Source organism: Streptomyces sp. NPDC004658 (assembly GCF_040609555.1).
GTDB lineage: Bacteria > Actinomycetota > Actinomycetes > Streptomycetales > Streptomycetaceae > Streptomyces.
The window spans coordinates 1-24,929 of sequence record NZ_JBEXKG010000115.1 but is presented as its reverse complement, the minus strand read 5'-3'; the positions used below and the strand labels follow the sequence as shown (position 1 = coordinate 24,929).

Sequence of the window (24,929 nt, the reverse complement as noted above, 5' to 3'; positions counted from 1 at the left end):
TCGCTACGACAAACTCGCCGTCCGCTACGAAGCCACAGTGCTGGTCGCAGCCATCAACGAGTGGCTGTGACCAGCACTTTCGCAACAGACCCTAGCCGACGACGGCAGCGTGAGGCTCCGCTGTGGAGGGGTCGGCACCCTCCCTCACATCCCGACACCGGTTCAGCGTCCCCGGCGCAGCAGCGGCTCTTCAGCCGTGGACGGGGTAGCGCTGCCGTTCATCCGCCTCACCCAGCTGCACAGGCCGCAACACATGCGTCATCACCATCCCACCAACTGGAAACACACGGTTGTTGACATGACCTAATCCACTGACCGAAGATCACAACACTTGTACGTTCGGCACATGTTCAGCACGGCTATCCCTCGTCTGGGGACGGCCGCTCACTTCCTTTCACGGGAAGGTCCAGATCCAGCGGTGCGCGATCCACTCCGACTCCATTCCCGTCCGGCCTCGTACGCCCAGCAGCGCCTGTGGTTCCTCGCCCAGCTCCCCGGCGGAGACGTGGCGTACAACGAGACCCTGGCATTCGAACTCGCCGGCTCCCTCGACCGTACCGTCCTGGCGGGCGCCTTCGACGCCCTGACCCGGCGCCACGAGACGCTGCGTACCCGTCTCGTGGTGGAGGACGGCGAGGTCCGTCAGCACGTCGATCCACCCTGCACCGGATTCGCCCTCTCCTTCGAGGACCTGAGCGCGTCCACCGAACCGGCCAACGACATCGTCGCCCTTCAGGAGACGGAGGCCCGCACCCCCTTCGACCTGGCGGCCGGTCCCCTCGGGCGCGGCCGGCTGATCACCCTCGGCGCCGAGCGCCACGTCCTGCTTCTGACCTTCCATCACAGCGTCTACGACGGCCGGTCCATGGACGTGATGATGCGCGAACTAAGTGTGTACTACGTGGCGTTGGCTCAGGGGAACGCCGATCCCCTGCCCCCGCTGCCGGCCCAGTACGCCGATCACGTCCGGGCCCAGCGTGACGCCGTACTCGGCGGGGCGCTGCGGGCGCAGGAGAAGTACTGGCACGACACCCTCCGGGACGCGCCGCCGTCGCTGGACCTGCCCACGGACCGCCCGCACCCGCCGGAGCAGACCTACGACGGCGGACGGGCCGGGTTCGAACTCGACGCGGAGACGACGGCGGCTCTGCGCGCCCTGGCCCGACGGCACGGCGCCACCCTCTTCGTGACGGCCCTGACCGGCTGGGCGATCCTCCTCTCCCGGCTCTCCGGGCGCTCTGACATCGTTATCGGAAGCCCGGTCGCCAACCGGCGCGGCCCCGCGGCCGCCGGTCTCATCGGCTTCCTCGTCAACTCCCTGGCCCTCCGCATCGATCTGTCCGGTTCCCCGAGCGCCGCCGAGGCCGTCGCCCGTACCCGCGCGGTTCTGCGAGCCGCGCTGGCCCACCAGGACCTGCCCTTCGAACGGGTCGTGGAACTGGTCAACCCGCCCCGCAGCGCGTCCCGCACGCCGCTGTTCCAGACCATGGTCGCCTGGACGCCCGACCGCCGGGACCTCCTGCGGCTGCCCGGCGTGACGGCACAGCCCCTGCCCATCCGGCACGCCCCCGCGAAGTTCGACCTCGCGCTGTCCCTGACGGAGTCCGAGGGCCGGGTCGTAGGACACCTGGACTACGCGACGGCCCTCTACGACGCCACCACCGTCCGGCGCTGGGCGGACCACCTGCGGCGCCTGCTCGCCGACATGGCCCGCCACCCCGACCGTGACATCGCGGCCCTGGAACTGATGGATGCGCAGGAGCGGCGGGCACTGCTGGCCGACTGGGACGCGACGGGGGTTCTCGCGGCGGGCGGAGGAGCGGCGGTCCTCACACCGGCTGGCCGGAAGCCGTCCGCACGCGCACCGCACGGGCTCGGAGAACCGGCTGTCTCCGCCGCGCTTGGCGCCTCCGCCGTGCCGGGTGCGTCCGTCGTCTCCGCCGCGCCCAGCGCCTCCGGCATTCCTGACGCGCCCGGAATCCCCAGCGCCCCCGACTCACCCAACCCCTTCCTTTCCGCCCCCGGTCTCGTCCCCCTCTTCGAAGCCCAGGTCCGTACCCGAGCGGAGCGGCCGGCGGTCGTCGCGCCGGGCGGCGTTACGCTGACGTACGAGGCGCTTGACCGCCGTGCCAACCGGCTCGCGCATGCGCTCGTCGCCCGCTCCGTTCGCCCAGGTGACGTGGTGGGCCTGCACGCCACCCGGTCCGCCGAGCTGGTCGTGGGCATCCTCGGGATCCTGAAGGCGGGTGCCGCCTGGCTGCCGCTCGATCCCGGGCAGCCCCTTGAGCGGCTGGCCGGTATGGCCGAGGACGCCGTCTGCCGGGTCGTTTTGAGCGACCGGCGAGCCGGTGACCGCCCGGAGCAGTGGCTGGACCTGGTCGAGACCGAGGCGGAGGGCGCGACCGGGGAGGACCCGCCGCCCGACATCGGCCACGCGCCCGACCGCCTGGCCTACGTCATCTTCACGTCCGGTTCCACCGGACGGCCCAAGGGTGTGGCGGTCGAACACCGCAGCGTGCTCGGCCTGTTCACCAACTGGCACGTCCGCATGGGCACCGTGCCCGGTGAGGCCGGTTCCGCCTGGTCCAGCATCGGCTTCGACGCCTCGGTGCACGAACTGCTGCTGCCGCTGACCACCGGTGGCGTGCTCCACATCGTCCCGGAGGAACTGCGCCGTGACCCGGAGGAGTTGCTGGGGTGGATGCGTAAGCACGGCATCGCACAGGCGTTTCTGCCGCCCGCGTACGTGAAGTGGATCGACGAGGACCCGGCCGGGCGGCTGCACGGACTGCGGCTGCGCACGCTGCTGACCGGTGTCGAGCCGATCCCGGAGGCGGCCCTGCACCGGATGACCCGGCACCTTCCCGGCCTGCGGGTCTGCTTCGGCTACGGGCCGACCGAGGCCACGCTTTACAGCACCGCCTACTACGATCCCCGGCCGATGGACCGCCCCTGCCCGATCGGACGGCCGCTGGCCGGCAGCCGCCTGTACGTGCTCGACGCCCGCATGCGGCCCGTCCCGCCCGGCGTGGTCGGCGAGGTCTATCTGGGCGGGGCCTGCCTCGCCCGCGGGTACCTCAACCGCCCCGACCTCACGAGGGAACGTTTCCTTCCCGACCCGTTCGTCCCCGGCGAACGCGTCTACCGCACCGGAGACCTCGCCCGCCGCCTCCCCGACGGCAACGCCCACTACGCGGGGCGCGCGGACGATCAGATCAAACTGCGCGGGTTCCGTGTCGAACCGGGTGAGGTGGAGGCGGCGCTCACGGCCCTGCCCGGCGTCCGCGAGGCCGTGGTCCTCACCGACCGTGACCTGGCCGGACAGCCCCGGCTGGTGGCGGGGATCGGCCGGGGCACCGCCGCCGCCCGCAGCGCGCACGAGTGGCGCACGGCCCTGTCCCGGCGGCTGCCCGACTATATGATCCCTGCCGTCTTCCTCGACCTGCCCGCCCTTCCGCTGAACCGCAGCGGCAAGCTCGACCGCCCGGCCTTGCTGCGCCTGGCCGGTGAGCAGGGCGCGAGCCGGGTCAACACGGCCAATCCGCGCGACCACGTCGAGCACCGCCTCTACCGCATCTGGCAGGACATACTGCTCCACCCCGACATCGGCATCGGCGACAACTTCTTCGACATCGGCGGCACTTCGCTGTCGGCCATCAAGATGGCGCACGCCGTCACCCGGGCGTTCGGCCGGCCGCTGCCGGTCGCCGAGGTCATGCTGCACCCCACGATCGAGGCGCTCGGCGGACGTCTGCGCGGACACGGCACGGACCGGGAGACCGGCAGCGTCATCGAGTTCCGGGCGGGTACCGGGCCCCGGGTGGTCTGCGTCCACCCGGCCGGCGGCACCGCCTTCTGCTACCTGCCGCTCGCCCGCTACCTGCCCGAGGGCGTGGGCCTGTCCGGTATCCAGTCACCGGGCGTGAATCCCGGCGAGGAGGTGCTGCCGACGGTCGAGGCGATGGCGGAAACGTATCTGCGGTTGCTGGAGCCGTTGGGGGAGGGCCCCTTGGTACTGACCGGCCTGTCCTACGGCGGACTCGTCGCCCACGCGATGGGACGCCTGCTGACCCGGGCAGGGCGCGGTGACGTCAGCGTGGTCCTGCTGGACACCCAGGCCACCGACGACCCGGCCGCCCGCTCCGGCATCACCCCGGTGGACTTCGACGAGTTCCGCGACAAGCTGGTGAGGTTCAACGGCATGTACCTCGGCATCGACGACGCCCAGATCGAGCGGTACTTCCGCATCTACAACCACAACCGGCTGACCGCCCGCGACCACGACCCGGCCACGTCCCCGGCCCGGCTCGTCCTCGCGCAGGCCGTACCGGGCGGCGCGGACACCCCCGAGCACGCCGAGGTACGCGACTTCTGGCAGCGGCGCGCCGCCGGCGACTTCCGGGTGGAGACCCTGGACTGCGACCACTGGGAGGTGCTGGAGGCTCCGCACCTCTCCCGTGTCGCGGCCCTGCTCACCGGCGAACTCCGCCATCACGGGTCACCTTCGGCCCACCCGACGGCCGCCACTCCTCCGGCTGCCGTGGCTGACTTCGGTGGGGAGTCCCGGTGAACCACGACTCCTCCCGGACCGGCGCCCCCGCACCCGGTACCGGCGCTGCCGGCGCCCCTACCTCCTCCTCCCTCGCCGACGCCGTGTTCGCCCAGGCCCGCCGTACGCCGGACCTGCCCGCTGTCGAGGACGGGGGCGTGGTCCTCGACTACGCGGGGCTGGAGCGGGCCAGTGGCCGGGTCGCCGGCCGGCTGCGCGGGGCGGGAGTACGGCCCGGTGACGCGGTCGCCGTGTGCCTGCCCAGATCGTGGCGGCTGGTCTGCGTCATGCTCGGCATCCGCCGCCTCGGCGCGACCGTCGTCCCGCTCGACCGGCTCAGCCCGCCGGAGCGGCAACGGCACATCCTCACCGACGCGCAGGCGGTAGCCGTCGTACACGACGACGGTGGCGCCGGCACGCACCCGCCCGCTCCGCCCGCCGGCGTCCGCGCGCTGGAGGCGGCCGAGCTGGTCGGCGACGACGAGCCGGCCACAAGCCCCCCTCCGCCGGCCGGCTTCTCACCCGCATCGCGCCTGTCGGTCGGCGCCCCGGCCGGCCCCCGCCCTTCCGTCACCTCCGCACCGGCCACCAGCCCCCAGGCCGGCACCCCGTCCCCGCCCCCCGTCGCCTTCCTCTTCTACACCTCGGGCACCACCGGTCGCCCCAAAGGTGTCGAGGTCACCGACGCGGGTGTGCGGCGACTGGCCGAGGCGGGATACATCGGGCTCGGGGCCAGGGTCCGCTACGGCTGCCTGGCCAACCCGGCGTTCGACGCGATCAGTTTCGAGGTGTGGGTGCCGTTGCTCACCGGCGGGACTTGTGTCGTACTCGCGGAGCACGCGGTGCACGATCCCCGGCGGCTGGCAGCCGAGTTGCGGGACCGCCGCGTCGACACCCTGTTCGTCACGACCGCGCTGTTCAACGCCGTCGTCGAGAAGGTGCCCGACTGCTTCGCCACCGCCCGGCAGGTGCTCATCGGCGGGGAACAGCTCAACGCCCGTCTGATCCGCCGCTGGTACGAGGCCAACCCCGGCTCCGGCGCCGTACTGCACAACGTGTACGGGCCGACCGAGGCGACCACCTTCGCGCTGTGCCACGCCATCCCCCGGGACTTCACCGGCGACCTGGTGCCCGTCGGCACCGCCCTGCCCGGTACCGGCGTCACCGTGCGCACCGCCGACGGACGCACCGCCGGACCCGGTGAGGTGGCCGAACTCCTGCTGTCCGGCCCCGCGTTGGCCCTCGGCTACCGCAACCTCCCGGAGGAGACCGCGCGGCGCTTCGTACAGCTGGCCGGCCCGGACGGCGCCGAGAGGCGCTGGTACCGGACCGGGGACCTGGTACGGCAGGACGCCGACGGCCTCGTCACCTACGTCGGCCGGGCCGACCGGCAGGTCAAGGTGCGCGGCTTCCGCATCGAGCCCGGCGAGGTGGAACGCAGCATCCTGGCCCACCCCGCCGTCCGCCAGGCGTACGTGTGCACCCGGCGCGACGACGACGGCCGCAACGAACTCCTCGCCTTCCTGGTGCCGGCGGAACAGCTCTCCGCGGACGCCTACGACGCGTACGACCGGCACCTCGCCGCCGCGCTGCCCCCCTACATGCGCCCCCACCACACCCACCTCGTGGACGCCCTGCCCCGGACCGCCAACGGCAAGGTGGACCAGGCCGCCCTGCTGGCCGGTGCCGGGGAGCCGTGGCGCGGTGGGGTCCGGGACGCCGTACCCGTCACGGCCGCCCAGCGGCGCCTGCTGGATGTCGCCGAGGAGGTGCTGGGGGTCACCGGACTGCGCCCGGACGACCGTTGGATACCCAGTGGCGGTGACTCGCTGAAGGCCCTGCGGCTGCGGTTCGAGATCCAGCGGCGCTTCGCCGCCGACCTTCCGCAGGAGCTCGTGCTGCGGGGCGACTTCGCCGCCCTGGCCGACGCCGTGACGGATCCCGGCGCGTCCGCCGGCGACCACCCGCCCGTGCTCGCGCCCACCGGCGAGCCCACCGCGCCGGCCACCGGCGAACAGGAACGGCTGTGGCTGCTGCACCAGCGCGATCCCCGGGACGCCTCGTACGACGTGCCGCTCGCCTTCGAGGTGCGCGGCCCGGTCGACCTCCGGGCCCTGCGCGCCGCCGTCCGGACGCTGGTCGAGCGGCATCCGGCGCTGCGCACCCGGCTCGTGCCCACCGCCCGGGGACTGCGGCAGCACGTCGACGCGCCCTACGATCCCTGGGAGCCCGACACCCGCGAGCCGTTCGACGCCCGGCCCGGGGAGCCCTGGCAGGACACCGCCGGCCGGTTCTTCGCCCGTCGTTTCGACCTGCGCGACAGCCGGATGCTGCGGGCCGCCTGGCTGCCCGGGGACGACGGCGGCACCCTGCTGTTGCACCTGCACCACATCGCCGTGGACGGCTGGTCGCTGAACATCCTCTTCCGCGACCTCACGGCCGCCTGCGCCGACGGGAAGGAGCGGCCGGACCCGGCCGCCGTGACCCCGCTGGAGTTCGCGCACTGGCAGCGGGCCTGGCACGCGAGCCCCGCCTACGGGCGCCTCCGCTCCCGGCTGCGCGACCACCACCGCGGCCACGACGAGCCGTCACCGGCCCTGGACACCGCCGGGCCGGGCGACCGCCCCGCCGCCCGGCTGCTGCACACCACCCTGGACACCGGGCGCCGGGCCGCGCTGGACCGGGTGGCCGCCGAGCGCGGCATGACCCGGTTCGAGCTGCTGCTGCCCGCCTTCGCCTGGGCGCTGTACGGCGTGACCGGCCAGTCCCGCCCGCTGATCGCCGCGCCCGTGGCGGGCCGGCAGCGGCCGGAGTTCGAGAGTTGCGTCGGCATGTTCGCCAACACCGTGCTCGTGCCGTCGCACCTGGAGCCGCACACCCCCCTCGGTGACCAGTTGGACCGGCACGCCGCCTCGGTGCGCGCGGTGCTGGACGGGCAGGACGTCGCCCTCGCCGACGTACTGGCGGACCAGGTCTTCCGCGAGCGCAGGCCGCTGTTCGACTTCATGTTCGTGCTGGAGAACACCGAGTTCGACGCGTTCCGGGTGCCGGGCTGCCGGGTGCGGCCGGTGTGGCCGAGACCGCTGGGCGCCAAGTGCGCGCTGACCCTGTCGGTGGTGGAGCACGAGTCCGGGTTCGACTGCCTGTGGGAGTACCGCGACGACCTCGGCGCCGAACGGGCCGAGGCGGCGGCCCGGCTCTTCCGCGAGGCGGTCGACCGGCTCGCCGACGGTGCGGACACCACCCTGCACGACCTGGTCGCCCCCTATCGGCGCGGCCTGCCCGAGTCCGGCCGGGGCCCCGAGCCCGCCGCCGGCTTCGCCACCGTCGCCGAGGGCTTCGCCGAGCAGGTGCGGCGCACCCCCGGCGCCCCAGCCGTCTCCGCCGGCGGCACCACGCTGACGTACGCCGAACTCGACGCGCACGCGGCGGCCCTGGCCGCCGACCTGGCCGCCCGCCACGACCTCCCCGACGACCCCGCCGCCCCGGCCGCCGTCGCCCTGTACCTGCCGCCCTCACCGGAGCACGTGGTGGCCCTGCTGGCAGCCGCCCGCCTCAACCTCACCGTCGTACCGCTCGACCCGGCCTATCCGCGTTCCCTGCTGCGGCACGTCCTCGACCAGGTCGACCCGGTGTGCGTCCTCGTCACACCCGAGCACGCCGCCGACCTCGGCCCGATCGCACCGCCCCGGCTGGCACGCCACGCCATCGCGCTGACCGGCACTCCCGCGCCGGTACGCGGCGCGCCGGCGCCGGCCCACGCGGGCCGCCGTCCGCTGTACACGCTGTTCACCTCGGGCTCCACCGGCACCCCCAAGGGCGTCCAGGTGTACGACCGGACCCTGTGCAACCTGCTGCACTGGCAGCGCGGGCCCGGGGGCCTGTCCCGTCCGGCCGTCACCCAGCAGTTCTCGATGCTGTCCTTCGACGTCTCCTTCCAGGAGATCTTCACCACCCTGTGCGCGGGCGGCCTGCTCCGCCTCGTGGACCCCGCGTGGCGGCACGACATGCCCGCCCTGCTGGAGCAGTTGGAGACGGGGGGAGCGGAGCGGATCTTCCTGCCGTACGTGGCGCTCCAACTGCTCGCCGAGCACGGCGTGCGCACGGGCCGCCATCCCTCGCGGCTTCGTGAAGTGATCACCGCCGGCGAGCAGTTGGTGTGCACCGACGCCATCCGCGGCTGGTTCGCCGGTCTGCCCGGAGCCCGCCTGTTCAACCACTACGGCCCGACCGAGACCCATGTCGTCAGCGGTCTGTGCCTGGACGGCGACCCGGCCGCGTGGCCGGTGCGTCCCGCCATCGGCCGGCCGGTCGCGGGTGCCGTGCTGCGGGTGGTCGACGAGGGCGGCCACCCCGTCCCGCCCGGCGCCACCGGACACCTGCTGATCGGCGGGCTCATGGCCGGGCGCTGCTACCTCGGCGACACCGGTCTCAACCGCACCCGTTTCACCGACGACCCCGAGCTGGGCACCTTCTACCGCAGCGGTGATCTGGCCCGCTTCGACGCGCAGGGTCTGCTGCACTACGCCGGCCGCGAGGACACCCAGGTCAAGCTGAGCGGCCACCGGCTGGAACTGGGCCAGGTCGAGGCCGCGCTGCTGGAGTACCCGGGGATCACCAACGCGGTGGTGAGCGTCGTGGACGGGGCCCTGGTGGCCTGCCTCCAGTGCCGGGACGACGACCCCGACCCCGATCTCACGGACCTGACGCGCCACCTGGCCGAACGGCTGCCCGCCCACGCGCGCGTGGCCAGGTTCCGGCGGCTGACCGCGCCGCCGCGCACCCCTAGCGGGAAGCTGGACCGCCGGGCGGCCGTCAGCGCTCCCGGCCACGACCTGACCCCCCGCGGCGGCGCCACCCCGAAGACCCCTCCGGCCGCGCTGGAGGAACGGCTCGCCGCCCTGTTCGCGGACGCCACCGGCAAGACGGTCGACGCCCGGCAGCGGTTCTTCGACGCCGGGGCCACCAGCCTGGACCTGATGCGCTTCCACCTGCGCTGCGCGGGCGAGGGCGACCTGCCCTTCGACGTGCCCGACCTCTTCGAACACGTCACGATCAGGGAGCTGGCCCACGCCGTGGAGTCCCGCAGGGGGCCCGTGACACCGCCGGCGGCACAGCAGCCGGCCGGAGCGGCCGGAGCGGCCGGAGCGGCCGGGTGCGAACGGCAGCCGGCCGGAGCAGTCGCCGTTCGCGCCGCGTACGACGGTGACGCGCGCGGGTACACCCCCGACCGCCCGGAGCCCGTCGCCGTCATCGGCATGGCCGTGCGGCTGCCGGGCGCCCCCGACCTGGCCTCCTTCTGGGATCTGGTCACCTCGGGCGGACGCGGCATCGAGCACTTCTCCGCGCCCGACGGCCGGGTCGGCGCCCGCAGCCAGCTCGACGGGCCGCTGTCCTTCGACCCGGCGCGGTTCGGCATCAGCCCGGCCGAGGCCCGCCTGATGGACCCGCAGCAGCGGCACCTCCTGATGAGCTGCGTGGAGGCGCTCGCGCACGCCGGGCTCGCCGATCCCGCCGCGCGGCGCGTGGGCATCGTGGCCGCCTGCGGCGAGGACACGTACGGCCGGCGCATGCTCCACGAGGCCGACCCTGCCGCCCTGCCCGACTCCTTCCGGCTGGCCCTGCACCACGAGAAGGACTTCCTGGCCACCAAGGCCGCCTACCACCTGGGCCTGACCGGCCCCGCCTTCAGCGTGCAGTCGGCCTGCTCCAGCTCGCTCGTCGCCGTGCACGTCGCCGCCGGGATGCTGCGGCAGGGCGACGCCGACGTGATGCTCGCCGGCGGCGTCCTCGTGGACCCGGACCTGACCGACGGCTACACCTACCGGCCGCAGCACATCTTCTCCCCGGACGGACACTGCCGGCCCTTCAGCGCGGACGCCGCGGGCACGGTCGGCGGCAGCGGGGTCGGCGTCGTCGTCCTCAAGCCGCTCTCCCTGGCACGCCGGGACGGCGACACCGTCTACGCGGTGGTCACCGGCTCGGCCGTCAACAACGACGGCGCCCGCAAGCTGGGGTACAGCGCCCCGTCGGTGCCCGGCCAGCGCGACGCCATCGAGACGGCCGTACGGCGCGGTGGGCGCGGCGGCGGCGACCTCGGTTACGTGGAGGCGCACGGCACCGGCACCCGGCTGGGGGACCCGGTGGAGGCCGCCGCCCTGCGCCAGGCGTACGGCCTCGGGGACGGGGCACGGCTCGCGCTGTCCTCGGTCAAGAGCCAGATCGGACACCTCGGTGCCGCGGCCGGTGTGGTCGGACTGGTCCGCGCCGTGCTCGCGGCGCACCACGGGATCGTCCCGCCCACCGTGGACTTCGACCGGCTGGGCCCCGAGCTGGAGGGCGGGCCGTTCCGCGTGCCCACCGAAGCCGAGCCCTGGCCGGTACCGGGTCCGCGCGTGGCCGCGGTGAGCAGCTTCGGCATCGGCGGGACCAACGCGCACGTGCTGCTGGAGGCACCGGACGGCACGAGCGGTGCGGGCGCCGAGGCCGTTCCCGTGGTGCCCTGTCTGCTGCTCTCCGCCGGCAGCCCGGAGGCGCTGCGCGCGGACGGCCGCCGTATCGCCGACCACCTGACCGCACACCCCGAGCACTATCCCCGGGTGCTGCGCCACCTCCAGGCGGGCCGCCCCGCACTCGCCCACCGGGCCGCCGCGGTCTGCCCCGACGTGGAGTCGGCCGTGTCCTGGCTGCGCTCGCTCACTCCCACCCGTCCGCCGGCGTCCGACGTCCACGTCGTCGCCGGGCACCACGACCCACGGAAACTGGCCGACGCGTGGACGGCGGGCCACCCCATCACCTGGCCCCCGGGCCCGGCACCGGCCCCGTGGAACTTCCCGCCGCCCTCCTTCGACCTGGCCGAGTACGACTTCCCGCGCCGGGTCGTGGTACCGGGCGGCGAGCGGACCGGCGGCATCGGTCACGAGCGGGCGCGTGAGGCCGGCCGGGAGGGGGCGCGGGGCTCGGGCCACGGGGCCGGGTGCGGGGACGACACCGCGGTCGTCGCCGGTGTCGGTGACGGCGCTGGTGCCGGTGTCGGGTGGCCGGCCCGGCTGCCCGCCGACCGCTGGTTGCACCAGCCGCTGTGGGTACGGCTGCGCAGAGCCCGGGCGCACTCGGGCGAGGACGTCGCACCGCGCCGTACCGCCGTGGTCGTCGTACCGCCCGGCACCGGATCCGGGGCGTGGCGGGAACTGGAGAGGCACTACGCGCGAGTGGTCCTGGTGCGGGCCGGTGACACGTTCGCCCGCCGGGACGGTACCGCATATGACGCCGACCCGGCCGATCCCGCCCAGCTCGCGGCGCTGCTCGCCGAGGTGACCCCGGCCGGCGGGGCCGGTGTGGACTGGCTGCACGCGCTGCCGCTCGCCGTCCGCGGTGAGGTCGGCCGGCGCTCCCTGGAGACCGCCCGGTGGGCGTGCCTGGACACGGTGGCGGCCCTGTGCCGGGCCCTGGCGGACGTCTCCGCCGCGCGGCGGCCCCGCGTGTGGCTGCTGTCGTACGAGGCACAGCCGGTCACCGGTGAGGTCGCCCGCCCCGAGGCCGGCCTGCTCGCCGCGGCGGTCCGGGTGCCCCGCCAGGAGCTGGGGCTGTCCCTGCGCTGGGCCGATCTGCCGGGTCCCGAACCGGCCGACTGGGTGCCGTATCTGGCGGATCTCCCGGGCGGGCAGGGGGACGGGGAGGACGGGGACGCGGCTCGGTCCGAGCCGGAGCTTGCCCTGCGGGGCGGGTACTGGTGGCGGCGCACCGTGCAGACGGTCCCCGGGCCGGAAGCGGTCGGCTCGCGTCCGGGCTCCGGCCGCACCGGAACCCATCTCGTCCTGGGCGGCACCGGGGGCATCGGCAGCACCATCGCCGCCGACCTGCTGCGGCGGTCGGCCGGCAACCGGGTGGTCCTGGTCGGACGCCGGCCCGGCCTTCCCGCGGTGCTGGCGCCGTGGGCCGACCGGATCACCATGGTGCGGGCGGACCTCGCTGAGGAGGCACCGGAACCGGTCGCCGACCGGCTCGCGCCCCATCTCGACGGGCTCGTCGGCATCGTGCACGCCGTGGGCATCGCCGCCGGCGGACTGCTGGTACGCCGTGACCGGGCGAAGGCCCGTCGGCGTACGGCGGCGAAACTGGGCGCCGCCCTGCTCACCGAGCGCCTGATCGCCGCGTACCGCCCCGACCACGCCGTCTACTGCTCGTCCATGTCGGCCCGGTTCGGTGGCGTCGGCCTGTTCGACTACGCGGCGGCCAACGGCCTCCTGGACGCCTTCGCCCACTACGCGCCCGGCACCGGCGCCGACCGTACCGCCCGGGTGTCGATCGGCTGGGACGCCTGGCGGGAGGCCGGCATGGCGTGGGACGTACCCGCCCCGGACGCCCGGCACAAGCACCACCTCGCCGTCGCCCTCACCCCGGAAGAAGGCGCGGCCGTCTTCGGACAGGCTCTGGAACTGGGGCTGCCGCACCTGATGGTGAACACCACGCCGTTGTCCGAGGCCGGCGTCTTCTACGGGCCGGGAGCCGCCGCACCGGAGAGAAGGCCCGCGCCCGAGTCACCGGCCCCGGCACAGGCCCACCCACCGGCTCCGGAACCGGCAGCGGCCTCGGCACAGGCCCAGCCGCCGGTTCCGGCACCGGCTTCCACCCCGGCACACCCACCGGTCCCGGCACCGGCGCCCGCTCCCGTACGAACCACTCCGACCGCATCCGCACCCGCCCCCTCCCCCGACCCCCTCCCCCACCTCACCGCCACCACGGCCCACTTGCTCGGTCTCCCCGGCGTCGACCCCGACAGCCCCCTCTACGACCTCGGTGCCGACTCGCTCACCCTGCTCGACCTCCTGGACGAGGTGAACCGGCGGTTCGGTGCCGACCTCGACCTGTCCCGGCTCAGTCACCGCGTCACCCTCACCGAGATCGCCGGTCATCTGCGCACCCGGACCCAGCCGGCGCCCGGCGGCACGGCGGCGCCGGTGGACGTCGAGGTGTGGCAGCGCGGCACCGGCCCGGACGTGCTGTGCCTGGTGCATCCCGTCGGCGGTGACATCCAGGCGTACCGTCCGCTGGTGTCGGCGCTGCCGCCGGGGCCGACCGTCTGTCTGATCCCCGACCCGGCGCTGCGCGACCCGGACCGGCCCGCCTGGTCGGTCGACGAGCGCGCCGCGCACTATCTCGCGGCCGTCCGCGCCGCGTTCCCGCCGGCCGCTCACCGGCTGCGCCTGGCCGGCTGGTCCTTCGGGGCCTGGACCGCGCTGTCGATGGCCGCCCTCGCCGAGGCGGACGGCGACCCGGTACCCGGCCTGTACCTGCTGGACCCGCCGCCACCCGACGCCGGACCACGGCTGGCGGCCTACGACGAGCGGCAGGTGGACGCCGTCTTCGCGCGCGAACTGGCCGGCAACCGGGCGGAGCCGCTGACCGGGCCGGGCCGCGGACACGCGGAGCGCCTTGCCCACTGCTGCCGGGCCAACCTGGCGGCCATGGCCGGGCACCGGCCGCCACGGCTGACCCGTACGCCGGCCGTCCTGTGGCTGGCCGGGCGGCCCGTGCCGGACGCGCACGCCCTCGCCCCGGAGCCCGCAGCGGCGGCGCGCTGGCGCGGCCACCTGCCGCCGTCCGCCCGCGTCCTGCGCGTCGACACCGACCACTACGGGCTGGTCGCCCCGCCCCGGGCGGCTGGAATCGCGTCCGTCATCGGCGCGGACCTCGCCCCGCACTACCGGACCCGGGAGCCGTCCCACCCGCCCGTCCCCGCCGAATCCCGCCCTCTGTAGCCGATCACCGCCGGTCCGGCGGACGACCCGGATCACCAGGAGGAACCCCCTTCATGCAACACCCTTACGCCCGCCTCCCCGACCGCTCCTTCTGGCGCACCGCGGTCGCCGAACGTCCGCCGGCGGACATCCAGGACCTCTGGACGCCGAAGTTCCCCATCGGCCAGGACGCCCCGGTCATCACCGCCGGCTCCTGCTTCGCCCGGCACATCGGCCCGGCCCTGCTGCGGGAGGGCATGCACTGGTACGACGCCGAGCCCCCGCCGCCCGGACTCACCGCGGAGGCCCGGCAGGACCGCGGCTACCGCCGTTTCTCCTTCCGCACCGGCAACATCTACACCGCGGCCGGGCTGCGCCAGTGGTTCGCCTGGGCGCTCGGGAAGCAGACGCCACCGGTCGAGGTGTGGCGGGACACGGACGGCCGCTGCCACGACCCGTACCGTCCCACCGTCGAACCCGACGGCTTCTCCTCGCCCGAGGAGGCGCTGGCCTCCCGCCAGGTCACCCTCGACGCGATCCGGCGCGCCCTGGCCACGGCCGACGTGCTGGTCTTCACGCTCGGCCTGACCGAGGCCTGGCACGACACGGCGGACGGCACCGTGCTGCCGATGTGCCCGGGCACGGTCCGGGGCACCTTCGACCCGGACCGGCACCGCCTGCGCAACCACACGGTCGCCGAGGTGCTGAGCGATCTGACGGCGGCCCTCACCCTGGCCCGGGAGGCCGGTCCCCGGCTGCGTACCGTCCTCACGGTGTCGCCGGTGCCGCTGACCGCGACCGCGACCGGCGCGCACGCCCTCGTGGCGACGACCCACTCCAAGTCCGTCCTGCGGGCGGCGGCGGGGCAGCTGGCCGCGGAACTGGAGCACGTCGACTACTTCCCGTCCTACGAGATCGTCACCGGCTTCCCCTACCGGGCCGCGTTCTACGAGCCCAACCTGCGCACGGTCAGCGCCGACGGGGTTGCCTTCGTGATGCGGCACTTCCTCGACGGGCTGCACGGCCGGACCGGCCGCCCGGAGCACGCCCCCGACCCCACCCCCACCCCGGACGCCGGCGGAGAGGACACCTGGTGTGACGACGCCGTACTCGACTACTACAGCCACGGCCCCGGCCACACCCCCGGCCCGGTTCCTGCTCCTCGGTGACTCGCACGCGGCGTGCGTCGGACGGGCCGCCGAGGCCGCCGGGCTGCCCTTCCAGGGCGGTCCGGTGGGCTCCGGGCGCGACTTCCTCGGGCCCTTCTTCGACGCGGACGGCCCCGACGTCGTCTTCCGCGACGCCGAGGCCCAGCGGCTGTACCGCCGGTTCCTCGACGCGCTGGGCGCACCCTCGCTGGACCGGCTGTCGGTGCCGCTGGTGTGCACGTTCGGCCTCAGCGCGCACACGATCGCCACCCGGGAGAACTGGGCCGTGCACCGGGACGCGCGGGGCGCATACGACCCGGGGTTCCTGGGCAGCGACCTGTTCGCCGCGCTGGTGCGGGCCACGGCCCGCGGCGCGCTCGCCTTCTACGAGCATGCCGTCGGGCTGGGGCTGCGCGTCCTGGCCCTGATGCCTCCGCAGCGGGTCCCCGCCATGTCCGATCCGGCGGTCTTCTTCGCGGCCCAGCGCGTCCTGCGCGCCGAACTGGCCGCGCGCGGCGTGGAGATCGTCGACGTGCGGGCCCGGGTCACGGACCGCTCGGGACTCCAGCGCCCCGCGTTCAGCGCGGCCGACGACCCCATCCACGGCAACCTCGCCTTCGGCCGCCTGCTCGTCGCCGACCTGCTCGACCACGGGCTGTGACCCGACCACACCACCCCATGGACGCCCACCACCCCATGGACATCTCTCGCACCCCCCGTTCCCGAGGAGGAACCACGTGGAGGAGTACGCACTGCAGGCCGTCGAGCGCCTCACGACCCGGCCGCCGGAGCCGTACGAGACCCTGTCGGTCCGGACGATCACCCCGGTGCTCGGCGCGGAGGTGTCCGGCCTGGTCCTCTCGCGGGAGCTGACACCGCAGCAGGAGAAGGAGGTCAAGCACGCGTTCCTCGCCCATCACGTGCTCGTCTTCCGGGACCAGGACCTCACCCCCGAGCAGCACAAGCGGTTCGCCGGCCTCTTCGGTGAACTGCACCCCGTGGCGCTGGCGGCCGAGGGTTCCGACCCGTACATCCTGGAGATCAAGGCCACCAAGGAGTCCCGGATGGTCGCCGGTGACGGCTGGCACGCCGACGGCACCGCCGACACCGCCCCATCCCTGGGCTCCATGCTGCACCTCACCACGGTCCCCGAGGGCGGCAGCGGCGGGGACACCATGTTCGCCAACATGCACCTGGCCTACGAACTGCTCTCCCCGGCCCTGCGCGGCTTCCTCGACGGTCTGACCGCCGTGCACGACGGCGCCCTGCCCTGGACGGCGGCTGGCCTGACCCCGCCCGCGGAGTACGACGTCCCGCGCACCGAACACCCCGTCGTGGTCCGCCACCCGGAGACCGGCCGCAAGCTGCTGTTCGTCAACGCCCCCTACACCTCGCACATCAGCCAGCTGTCCCGCGCCGAGAGCACCGCCCTGCTCGACCTGTTGTACGCGCACGTCGCCCGCACCCCGCTGCTGCAGTGCCGGGTCCGCTGGGAGCCCCGCACCCTGGTGTTCTGGGACAACCGCTGCGTCCAGCACCACGCGGTGTGGGACTACTTCCCGCTCACCCGCCACGGCCGGCGCGTGGCCATCGAGGGCACCCGCCCGCAGGCCTGACTCCCGCCGCACCGGCGGGGAAGGAGACGAGGACGCAGATGAGCACGGATGCCGCGGGGGCCGGGGCCTTCCTGGCCGCGCTGGCCGGCGCCGCCCCCGCGCCCCCGGTGGACACCCGCGTACCGGACGGGGTGTGGCACCTGCTGACCGCCCTGTACGAGGAGCTTCCGGGCCCCGCCGCGGACAGCTGGGCCCGCGAGGTGCACGGCGCCCTGCGGGCCGGGCGGCCGGCGGGCGGGCTGTGGGCGGTGCACGCCTGGCAGGCCGGTACCGTCCTGCCGCTGCTGGCAGAGGCGTGGCCGGACGACGGGGCCGGCGCGGTGGCCGACCTGACCGCGCTGCACCGCGCGGCCGCCCGCGCCCCGGTGGCCCACGGCAGCTGGCGGGCGGCCCTGCGGCCGGTGCTGCTGCGGGTGTACGGGGCGGCGTACGAGCACCGCTCCGCCTACACCGAGGCACACACCAACGCGCGTTCCTACGCCCTGGCGCACGGGTACACCCCGGCCGAGGCCGACGCGTACGGGCGCCAGTACGCCGAACTCAGCATGGACGCGAACGCGGCGTCCTTCGCCGAGGCCCACGCGCGGGCGGTCGGCGACGCCCTGGCCCACGCCTACGCCGGTGACCGCGCCGAGCCCTACGCGGCGACGTACCCTGCCGCCCAGGTCCGCGCGGTGGTCCGCGCCCTCGAACGCCCCGCGCCTCCGCCCACCGCCGACGCGACCGGGACCGGCCCGGGGGGAGCGGCGCGGCCGGCGGTCACGCTGGCCGACGGGCTGAGCGGCGTGCTGCGGTGCCACGGGGGGTGATGCGGTGCCGGACTCCGGTCCTCATGGCGCGGTCTCCGTCGCCGTGATGCCGGGCGCGCGGGTCTCGGCCTTGATGACGGGAAGCACCTCGGTGAGGAGGAGTTCCAGGCTGCTGTCGGCGAGGTCTTCGGGCAGGCCGGGGTCGAACTGGCCGACGAACCGGTCGGCGCCGAGCACCTCGTGGTGGGCCATGATGCCGTCGATGACCTGCTGCGGGCTCCCCACCAGCAGGCCCTTGGCGATCCACTGGTCGTAGACGGGCCGCGGCATGCCGCCGGGGAAGCTGGGGTGGGAGGAGAAGTAGCGGGAGTAGTACGGGAAGAACTGCTCCCGGGCGCCCTGCGAGGTGCGTGCGATGAACATGTGCCCGCCGGTGGCCAGCCGCAGCGACGCGGGATCGTGGCCGGCCTCCGCCCCCGCACGCCGGTACAGGTCGACCAGGCGCATGCCGTCGCGCGGCCCGGTGAACAGGGCCAGGAACATCGGCTGCCCGAGCGTTCCGGCGCGTACGGCGCTCTGCGGGGTGCCTCCCACCCCGATCCAGACGGGCAGCCTCTCCTGGGCGGGCCGGGGTCCGATCCACACGTCGCTCAGCGGGGCCCGGAACGTGCCTTCCCAGGGCTTGTCGGGGTCGTCGCGCAGCTGGAGCAGGAGGCGGACCTTCTCGTCGAACAAGGCCTCGTAGTCCTTGAGGTCGTACCCGAACAGGCGGTACGACTCGGGGAACACACCACGCCCGACCGTGATCTCGGCCCGTCCGTGGGCGATCTGGTCGAGGGTGCCGAACTGTTCCATCAGCCGCACGGGGTCGACCGTCGAGAGGACGACGACGGCTGTCGTGAGCCGGATCCGGCGGGTCGTCGCCGCGATGGCCGCGAGCACCACCTCCGGTGCCGAGACCGCAGCTGCAGCCGCCTTTACTCTCGCGCAACGTCCGCAGCTCGTCCGCGCGACCGCGCAGTCCTTTGCGGGCGTCCGGGCCGATGCGCTGCGCCGCCTCGGGCGGTTTGGTCAGGTAGGCACAGGCCTATTCCTGCTTGGCTCATTGGGGGCCCTGATCGCCTACTCAGTGTTGGCAGGCCGCTGACCGGGCGCCTTGAGCTGGCGCAGGGAGACCCGCGCGCGTGACCACTGCGGTTGAAGGTAGCCCACGCCCCGGCGGGACGCCGCTGACCGAGCAGGTCGTCGCATGGCTCATCACGTCGAATGGGCGGGCGACCGCTATCACGGTCGACGCGTACAGCCATGTCGAGGAACGCCGACAGCGCCGACACCTTCATCCCACCGGGCGAGGAACTGGAGTCATCGGCGGAAGCCTGATCGGGCTGCGAACGATCTCGCTCCTGAGCGCGGCGACGGTCTCGTCATGTGCGGCGAGGCGCGCTTCAGCTCGGCGACCTGGGGCTTGAGCCGTTCGATCTGGACGGCCCGCGGATCGGTGGCATGTTCGGCCGCTTGCAGAGCTCACAGACGCGGCTCGAACTCTTCGGCGAGGTGCGGGTAGGGGCCGGGACGCTTCGTGCCGTCGCATTTCTGCTTCGCGTAGAACGCAGTCCGCTTCTCAGACAGCCCAGGTGGCTGGCTTCTCTCCCACGGGCAGCAGACCACCCTCGTCCGGCGGACCGTCGTCGGTGCCATCCGCAATCTCGGCGACGAAGGTGCGGTACGGCTCAGGCAACACCACGCCGTGCCTGCGCTCCCACACGAGCCCGTCTACCGCTGCAGAGGACTTCAACCAGGACCGCGGCACATGCGTCGAGGCATGCCTGCCTGTCGGCCACCGTCAGGCCCAAGAGGCGCGGTCAGACGGAGAATAGCGCAGGTTCGGAATAATGCCTCTTCACCAGTAGGTTCACGAGACCCAGGAAGCGATCGTCGGCGCGGTCACCGGATCGCTGAGGACGCCCAGGAAACTGCTGCTGGGCCGCTCCGACACCGACGGCCGCCTGCAGCACACCGGCCGCACGACAACGCTCCCCCAGGCAGTCGCCCGCAGCGTTGCCGTTCTCCTGGCCTCGTCCAAAGGCGAACACCCGTGGACGGGCTGGACCTTCTCCGCCGGATGGGGCAGCCGGGAAGTCCTGGACGTCACCCTGGTCCGGCCCGAGCTCGTCGTGGAAGTCGGCGTCGACGTCACCCGCGACAGCACCGGCCGGTGGCGGCGCCCAGCGCGATGGCACCGCCCGCGCCCCGACCTGTCCCCCGACGCAGCTCAACGACACCACCCACAGCCTCCGCAACAACGACACCCCCTGCGGCGCCTCGTAACCGCCCTGAACGGGTCCATCCGACTCCCGGCCACCCGCCTACAGGCCGCGGGCCGGCCGCCGCCCCGGCACCGGAGTCTTCCTCGGGGCTAACCCCGTAGACCGCTCCGCCAGGCACCGTGGCCCGCAGCCCGGCGGGACGAGGTAGCGGCGGCCGGGCCCGCGCCAGGCCTGACGGCAGGCCTCGTCAGGGCGATGCCCAGGCGCCGCAGACCGGGGAGAACCGACATACGCGCTCTGGTCAGCGCATGCGATCAGGATGGACGCTCCTGTGGATTGAAAACATCACCAGCAGCCGGGACTTACTGATCGTTTCAGAATGCCGCCCTGCGGAGACGCTGGCGGCCCATGGAACAATCCCCTTCAACCACGGGCTCAGGGGGGATGACGCCGTATGGAACGGGTTTGGGATGCACGAGGGCTCGTGCTTGGTTACGTCGACGCTCTGAAGGCAGTTGACGCGGCCATGAGGGCGGCGATCCCTTCGCTTGAGCGACTCGCAGATGTCCTTGGCCTGGTCCGTTCGCACCGGATCATCAACCGGAGTGGGCGGGTCGGCACCTACTCCTACTCGGTTCATGGGGCCGGGTGCCGCTTTGTCAGTGACGACGGCATCGAGGTCGATGTCGACTTCGCACCCGACGGAAGCGAGATCTTCGACCTCTGGCGGCTGCGCTGGTACGGGCTGAGCCTGCCGGAGCCTCTTGACGTCACGGATCAGGACCTGCGGACCGCCGTGCGGTCCCTTCAACCGCTTCTGACCGAGGTGCGACCGGGGTGGTTCAGTGTCGCTAGCTGATCGCTTCAGGATGAGGTGCGCAGGCGGCGCAGGCATATGAGGCTGCAGGCAAGTTCGAGCAGGCCCTGGTGGAGATCGGCGCGTCGTTCGTAGCGGGTGCGGAGCCGTTTGAACTGGTGCAGCCAGGCGAAGGCACGCTCGACGACCCAGCGCACCTTGCCCAGTCCGGAGCCGTGAGCGACGCCGCGTCGGGCGATCATCGGCTTGATGCCGCGTTTCCACAGCAGGCGGCGGTACTTGTCGAAGTCGTAGCCCCGGTCGGCATACAGGCGCCGGGGCTTGCGGCGGGGACGTCCCCGAAGACCCCGGATCGACGGGACGGCGTCGAGCAGGGGCAGGAGCTGGGTGACGTCGTGCCGGTTGCCACCGGTGAGCGTGACGGCGAGCGGGGTTCCGTGACGGTCGACGATCAGGTGGTGCTTCGAGCCAGAGCGGGCCCGATCGACGGGCGAGGGTCCGACGTGGTCCCCCCTTTCAGTGCCCGGACGTGCGATCCGTCCACGGAGCAGTCGTCCAGGTCCAGCAGGCTGGCGCGACGAAGCTCGGTCAACAGGGCGGCGTGCAGGCGCGGCCAGACGCCGGCCTCGGTCCAGTCCCGCAGTCGGCGCCAGGCCGTCACACCTGAACAGCCCACTGCCTCCGCGGGGACGTCACGCCACGCGACACCGGTCCGCAGTACGTACATGACGCCGGCGAGCGCTACTCGATCGGGAACACGCAGCCGCCCCGGGTGGCGGTGGCGCCGTTCGGGGGCGGGTGGCAGCAGCGGGGCCACCCGCTCCCACAGGTCATCCGGAACAAGATCAGCACGCACGCCGGACACCCTGCCGACCAAGATCGTCGAGCGCAAGACCCGCGGCTCAACTCATTCTGAAACGATCAGTAAGTCGGCTCAGGCTCTACCAGAGGGCCATATTGCCCTCGACCGCCAGCCGCAGCGCTTCGAGGTCCAGCACCGTGCCCAGCGGTGAGGGGCTTACCAGGCGACCGTTGGGCTTCAGCCGCCCCATCTTCTCGCCGACCCAGCCCGCGCACACCTTGTAGCGGCGAACGGGAACGCCGAGGTCCCGCATGAAGGCCAGCAGCGTGGTCCGGTCCTGGGCGATCTCTGCGGCGACGGGAGCGAGCGCGCGGCCGAGCGCAGAGCTCCGGGAGGCGCGCACCAGATGGGCGGCACGTTCGGCGCCGACGGTGGCGATGGCGAGGTGGTCGTTGAGGTAGATACCGAGCAGCTTCACGTCCGCACCTTGTCCGGCGGGGTGGCGGTGGAGGGCGCCAGCATGGGTAGGGGCGTTCATCTGCGGACTCCTTCGATCGTTGGGGACTTCCCTGCCGAAGCGGCGGGGTCGCCGCCGAGCCGGGGGTACGCGTCGCCGGCCGTCGTCCAGCCACCCAGCTGATGCCAGACGCGCCCGCGCCGGGCCAGTCCGTGCACCGACGCCGCCCCCAGCCCGCGTGCGGCTCCGGTGACCACCACGGTCCGGTCCTGAAACGGGCCGACCGTCACCTGCTGTTCCTTCCTGGGCTCCTGGGTGGTTCCGGCTCGCGTCTGGTCCACCGCCCCCGGCCGCCGACGGCGCCTGTGGGCTCGGCGCCCGGCCCGCGGAGCTCTTCCTTGCAGGCGACAGCGGGCCTTCCCTTTCGGGCGATTCCAGCCAGCGGGTGGAGATGTGCACACCGTCGGCCGGCCGGCCCCCCGACATCGCGGCGGCGGCCAGGCAGAACCGGACCCACATGTTGAGCTGGATCTCCTTCGCCAGGCGCAGGCGCGAGTACAGGAGGTGCACCAGGCGGCTGCTGGCACAGGCCCACAGCTCGATCTCGAACACCAGCAGGCCGTCCTCCTCCCGCGCGCGGAACTGCACCTGACCGGCCTCCAGGTGACCGCGCAGGGTCACCAGGTGCAGACGGTCGACGTCACGATGGGCGACCTTGACGGGGCCGTTCCAGGGCCCTGGCATCTCCACCAGCACCTCGTCCCCGACGTCCAGACCGTGGTCACGGAGCTCACCGGTGTGGATGTCGACCACCTCGGAGGGCACGAAGCCCTTGAAATCGCGGCAGACCCACGTGATGAGCCGGTCCGGAGCGACGTCGGTATCGGCGATGCGCACGCGGAAGAGGCGGTGGAACAGGGGGCCGCAGCCATCGCGTACGTGTTGCACGCGGCTGTCGACCGCTGCGGGCGGCAGCGGCGGTGGAAGGTCCGTCTCGTCACCGCGGCACTCGCCGCCCCGGTGCAGAGGCGTCGTCTCCCACAGGTAGCGCAACGTGAACAAACCTGTACCCAAAAGCCAACGCCCGGGCACGGCAAGTATCCGCGGGCAGCGCGGACGCGTCATCAATGCCCCCTAAACCATAGAAAGCTGGCAGATACATCCAAACGCGCCTGCAGCAAGCCGAGTCTCTACCGACCTGACCAGGCGTACTTGGCCACGGCCACCTTCGACGACCGCGACAGGGCCTTGACCAGGAGTTTGTACGGCTTGGCCGCGACCTGACCGGCGGGCTGGAGGTAGTAGCCGTCGGCGATGCGGATCGGGTCGACCGACTCCAGGGGCACGAACGCGTCGATCTCGATCGCCTTCGCGGTCGGCAGAGGCAGGTTGCCGAGGTCCTCGTCGGTGATCGGGATGACCTGCGTCCTGGTCAGCTCGTATCCCCTGCCGATCTCGTCCTGGGAGACCTCACGGTCCTCCAGCTCACACACCTTGCGGTAGCACACCCGCCCCTGGTCGGGCAGGTGATACCGGTGGAACCGGATGGAGTGGTCCTCGGTGGCGCTGACCACGTTGATCGGCACCGTGACCAGGCCGAAGGAGATCGCGCCGGACCAGATCGCTCGGGGCATGGCACACCTTCCCACTCACCCCGAGCTCCTCCAGCCTAGGAACGCCGCCTGCGGCCCGCATCTGTCCGCACACCCGCGCCCGGCCCGCGTGGCATACGCAGCCGGCCCACGATCAGGCCACCCGTTCGGCTCCGTGTGCGTGGGCCGGCAAGAGGGCACTCCGCTGTCTGCGTTGTGAATGCCCACTGGGCGGTGGTGTCGCGGCCGGCCCCCGAGTCCGGCCGCGACACCCCCACCGGGGCGCCGGCCCCGGAACGCCTGCGCACGCCCGCACAGGGAGAGACGGCTACCGCCCCCCGGCTGACTCCGCCATGCGCATCACGGAAGGTGGGCCGCCCCCTCACGAGGCGACCCACCCCGGCGTCTACCGCTGCGTGAGATCAGTCGCGGTGTCCTTCGCGGTTGTCACCGCCGCGACGCCAACCGTCGCCCCAGTGGCCGCCGCCATGACGGCCGACGCCGGCAGCGCCACCGCCCCCACCAACCCAGCAGCCACACCGGCAACGGCGGTCAGACGACGGACGGAAGAAGACGAGGCGTCTTGCACGTGGGCGGGCACGATTCGGTCCTCGTGTTCGCACGCGTTGTCGGCGTGGGCGCGGGGGTTGAGGCAGGTGTTGCGCCGGTAGAGGCGTACGGGCCAGAGCGGGTAGAAATTCGGGCTGGATCCCGACGAGAAGAAGTACGTAGAGCATCTCAGTGACGACGGGCGGGTATGACACCGACGCACGACTTGCCACCCCCTCACAGGAGGACAGCGTTGAAGCGACCGCGACTGGCGTCCCTCACTGGCGCCGTGCTTCTCACTGCCGCGAGTCTCACCGGCATCACGCTCGCAACCGCCGCGCCCGCTCAGGCCACGCCGCAGATGTGCGCCGACACCCTGGCCTGGTACGGCTACCCCATGACCGACCAGCGCTGGAAGGCCTGTTACGAGGGCTACAAGACCCAGCACACGGTTGAATGCGCCGTGATGCTCAAGGCCACCGGCGTCGCCGATGTCGTCTCCAGCTACGCCTGCGAGAAGGCTCAGTGGATCTGACCCGCATCTGATCTCAGAAGCCGTTGTCTTTCCGAGAGCGGCGGGTCTGTTTCCGCTGGTCAGGTGTAGGGGCGGTGTTTCGGCGGGAAGGACGGGGTGTCGTGTCGT

The 24,929-nt window shown here is 73.2% G+C and carries 10 protein-coding genes and 3 pseudogenes; 8 read left to right on the top strand and 5 right to left on the bottom strand.

Going from position 1 to position 24,929, the window contains the following annotated elements; genetic code table 11:
• Positions 1-418 precede the first annotated feature (418 nt).
• The 6 genes from ABZV94_RS29695 to ABZV94_RS29670 all read left to right on the top strand — a co-directional run bounded on the left by ABZV94_RS29695 (position 419) and on the right by ABZV94_RS29670 (position 17,862).
• Positions 419-4,570 (top strand): amino acid adenylation domain-containing protein, encoded by a 4,152-nt coding sequence (locus ABZV94_RS29695; RefSeq protein ID WP_356345716.1) that lies wholly within the window; start codon positions 419-421, stop codon positions 4,568-4,570.
• A complete protein-coding gene (locus ABZV94_RS29690) occupies positions 4,567-14,310 on the top strand; it encodes an amino acid adenylation domain-containing protein (protein ID WP_356345714.1) in 9,744 nt (3,247 codons plus the stop codon). Before ABZV94_RS29695 ends, ABZV94_RS29690 begins: the two co-directional genes overlap by 4 nt.
• A gap of 53 nt (positions 14,311-14,363) precedes the next feature.
• On the top strand, positions 14,364-15,458 hold the full coding sequence (locus ABZV94_RS29685) for a GSCFA domain-containing protein (protein ID WP_356345711.1): 1,095 nt from the start codon (positions 14,364-14,366) through the stop codon (positions 15,456-15,458).
• 64 nt (positions 15,459-15,522) lie between these two features.
• The gene (locus ABZV94_RS29680) at positions 15,523-16,098 is read left to right on the top strand and encodes a hypothetical protein (protein ID WP_356345708.1); all 576 of its coding nucleotides are present in this window, start codon (positions 15,523-15,525) and stop codon (positions 16,096-16,098) included.
• Between the two features lie 76 nt (positions 16,099-16,174).
• Entirely contained in the window at positions 16,175-17,053 is an 879-nt protein-coding gene (locus tag ABZV94_RS29675) for a TauD/TfdA family dioxygenase (protein ID WP_356345706.1), read from the top strand.
• Positions 17,054-17,091: 38 nt separating this feature from the next.
• On the top strand, positions 17,092-17,862 hold the full coding sequence (locus ABZV94_RS29670; RefSeq protein ID WP_356345704.1) for a hypothetical protein: 771 nt from the start codon (positions 17,092-17,094) through the stop codon (positions 17,860-17,862).
• A gap of 21 nt (positions 17,863-17,883) precedes the next feature.
• Here ABZV94_RS29670 and ABZV94_RS29665 read toward each other — a convergent pair whose 3' ends face one another.
• Both ABZV94_RS29665 and ABZV94_RS29660 read right to left on the bottom strand, forming a co-directional pair.
• A complete protein-coding gene (locus ABZV94_RS29665) occupies positions 17,884-18,747 on the bottom strand; it encodes an LLM class flavin-dependent oxidoreductase (RefSeq protein WP_356345702.1) in 864 nt (287 codons plus the stop codon).
• A 694-nt stretch (positions 18,748-19,441) separates the two neighbouring features.
• Positions 19,442-19,552, bottom strand: a pseudogene (locus ABZV94_RS29660) (SMI1/KNR4 family protein); the annotation flags it as partial.
• Positions 19,553-20,553: 1,001 nt separating this feature from the next.
• Between ABZV94_RS29660 and ABZV94_RS29655 the strand changes: the two are divergent.
• Positions 20,554-20,928, top strand: coding sequence for a hypothetical protein (locus tag ABZV94_RS29655; protein ID WP_241565819.1), 375 nt, complete (start codon positions 20,554-20,556; stop codon positions 20,926-20,928).
• Positions 20,929-20,933: 5 nt separating this feature from the next.
• Here ABZV94_RS29655 and ABZV94_RS29650 read toward each other — a convergent pair.
• The 3 genes and pseudogenes from ABZV94_RS29650 to ABZV94_RS29640 all read right to left on the bottom strand — a co-directional run.
• A protein-coding gene (locus ABZV94_RS29650; RefSeq protein WP_345137073.1) for an IS5 family transposase occupies positions 20,934-21,742 on the bottom strand; the annotation gives its coding sequence in 2 pieces (ribosomal slippage) (positions 20,934-21,403 and positions 21,403-21,742; 810 coding nt in all).
• An 88-nt stretch (positions 21,743-21,830) separates the two neighbouring features.
• Positions 21,831-22,226, bottom strand: a pseudogene (locus ABZV94_RS29645) (hypothetical protein); the annotation flags it as partial.
• A 1,112-nt stretch (positions 22,227-23,338) separates the two neighbouring features.
• Positions 23,339-23,779, bottom strand: a pseudogene (locus ABZV94_RS29640) (Ku protein); the annotation flags it as partial.
• A 796-nt stretch (positions 23,780-24,575) separates the two neighbouring features.
• Between ABZV94_RS29640 and ABZV94_RS29635 the strand changes: the two are divergent.
• Positions 24,576-24,821, top strand: a complete 246-nt coding sequence (locus ABZV94_RS29635; protein WP_014677438.1) for a hypothetical protein — start codon at positions 24,576-24,578, stop codon at positions 24,819-24,821.
• Positions 24,822-24,929: the final 108 nt, after the last annotated feature.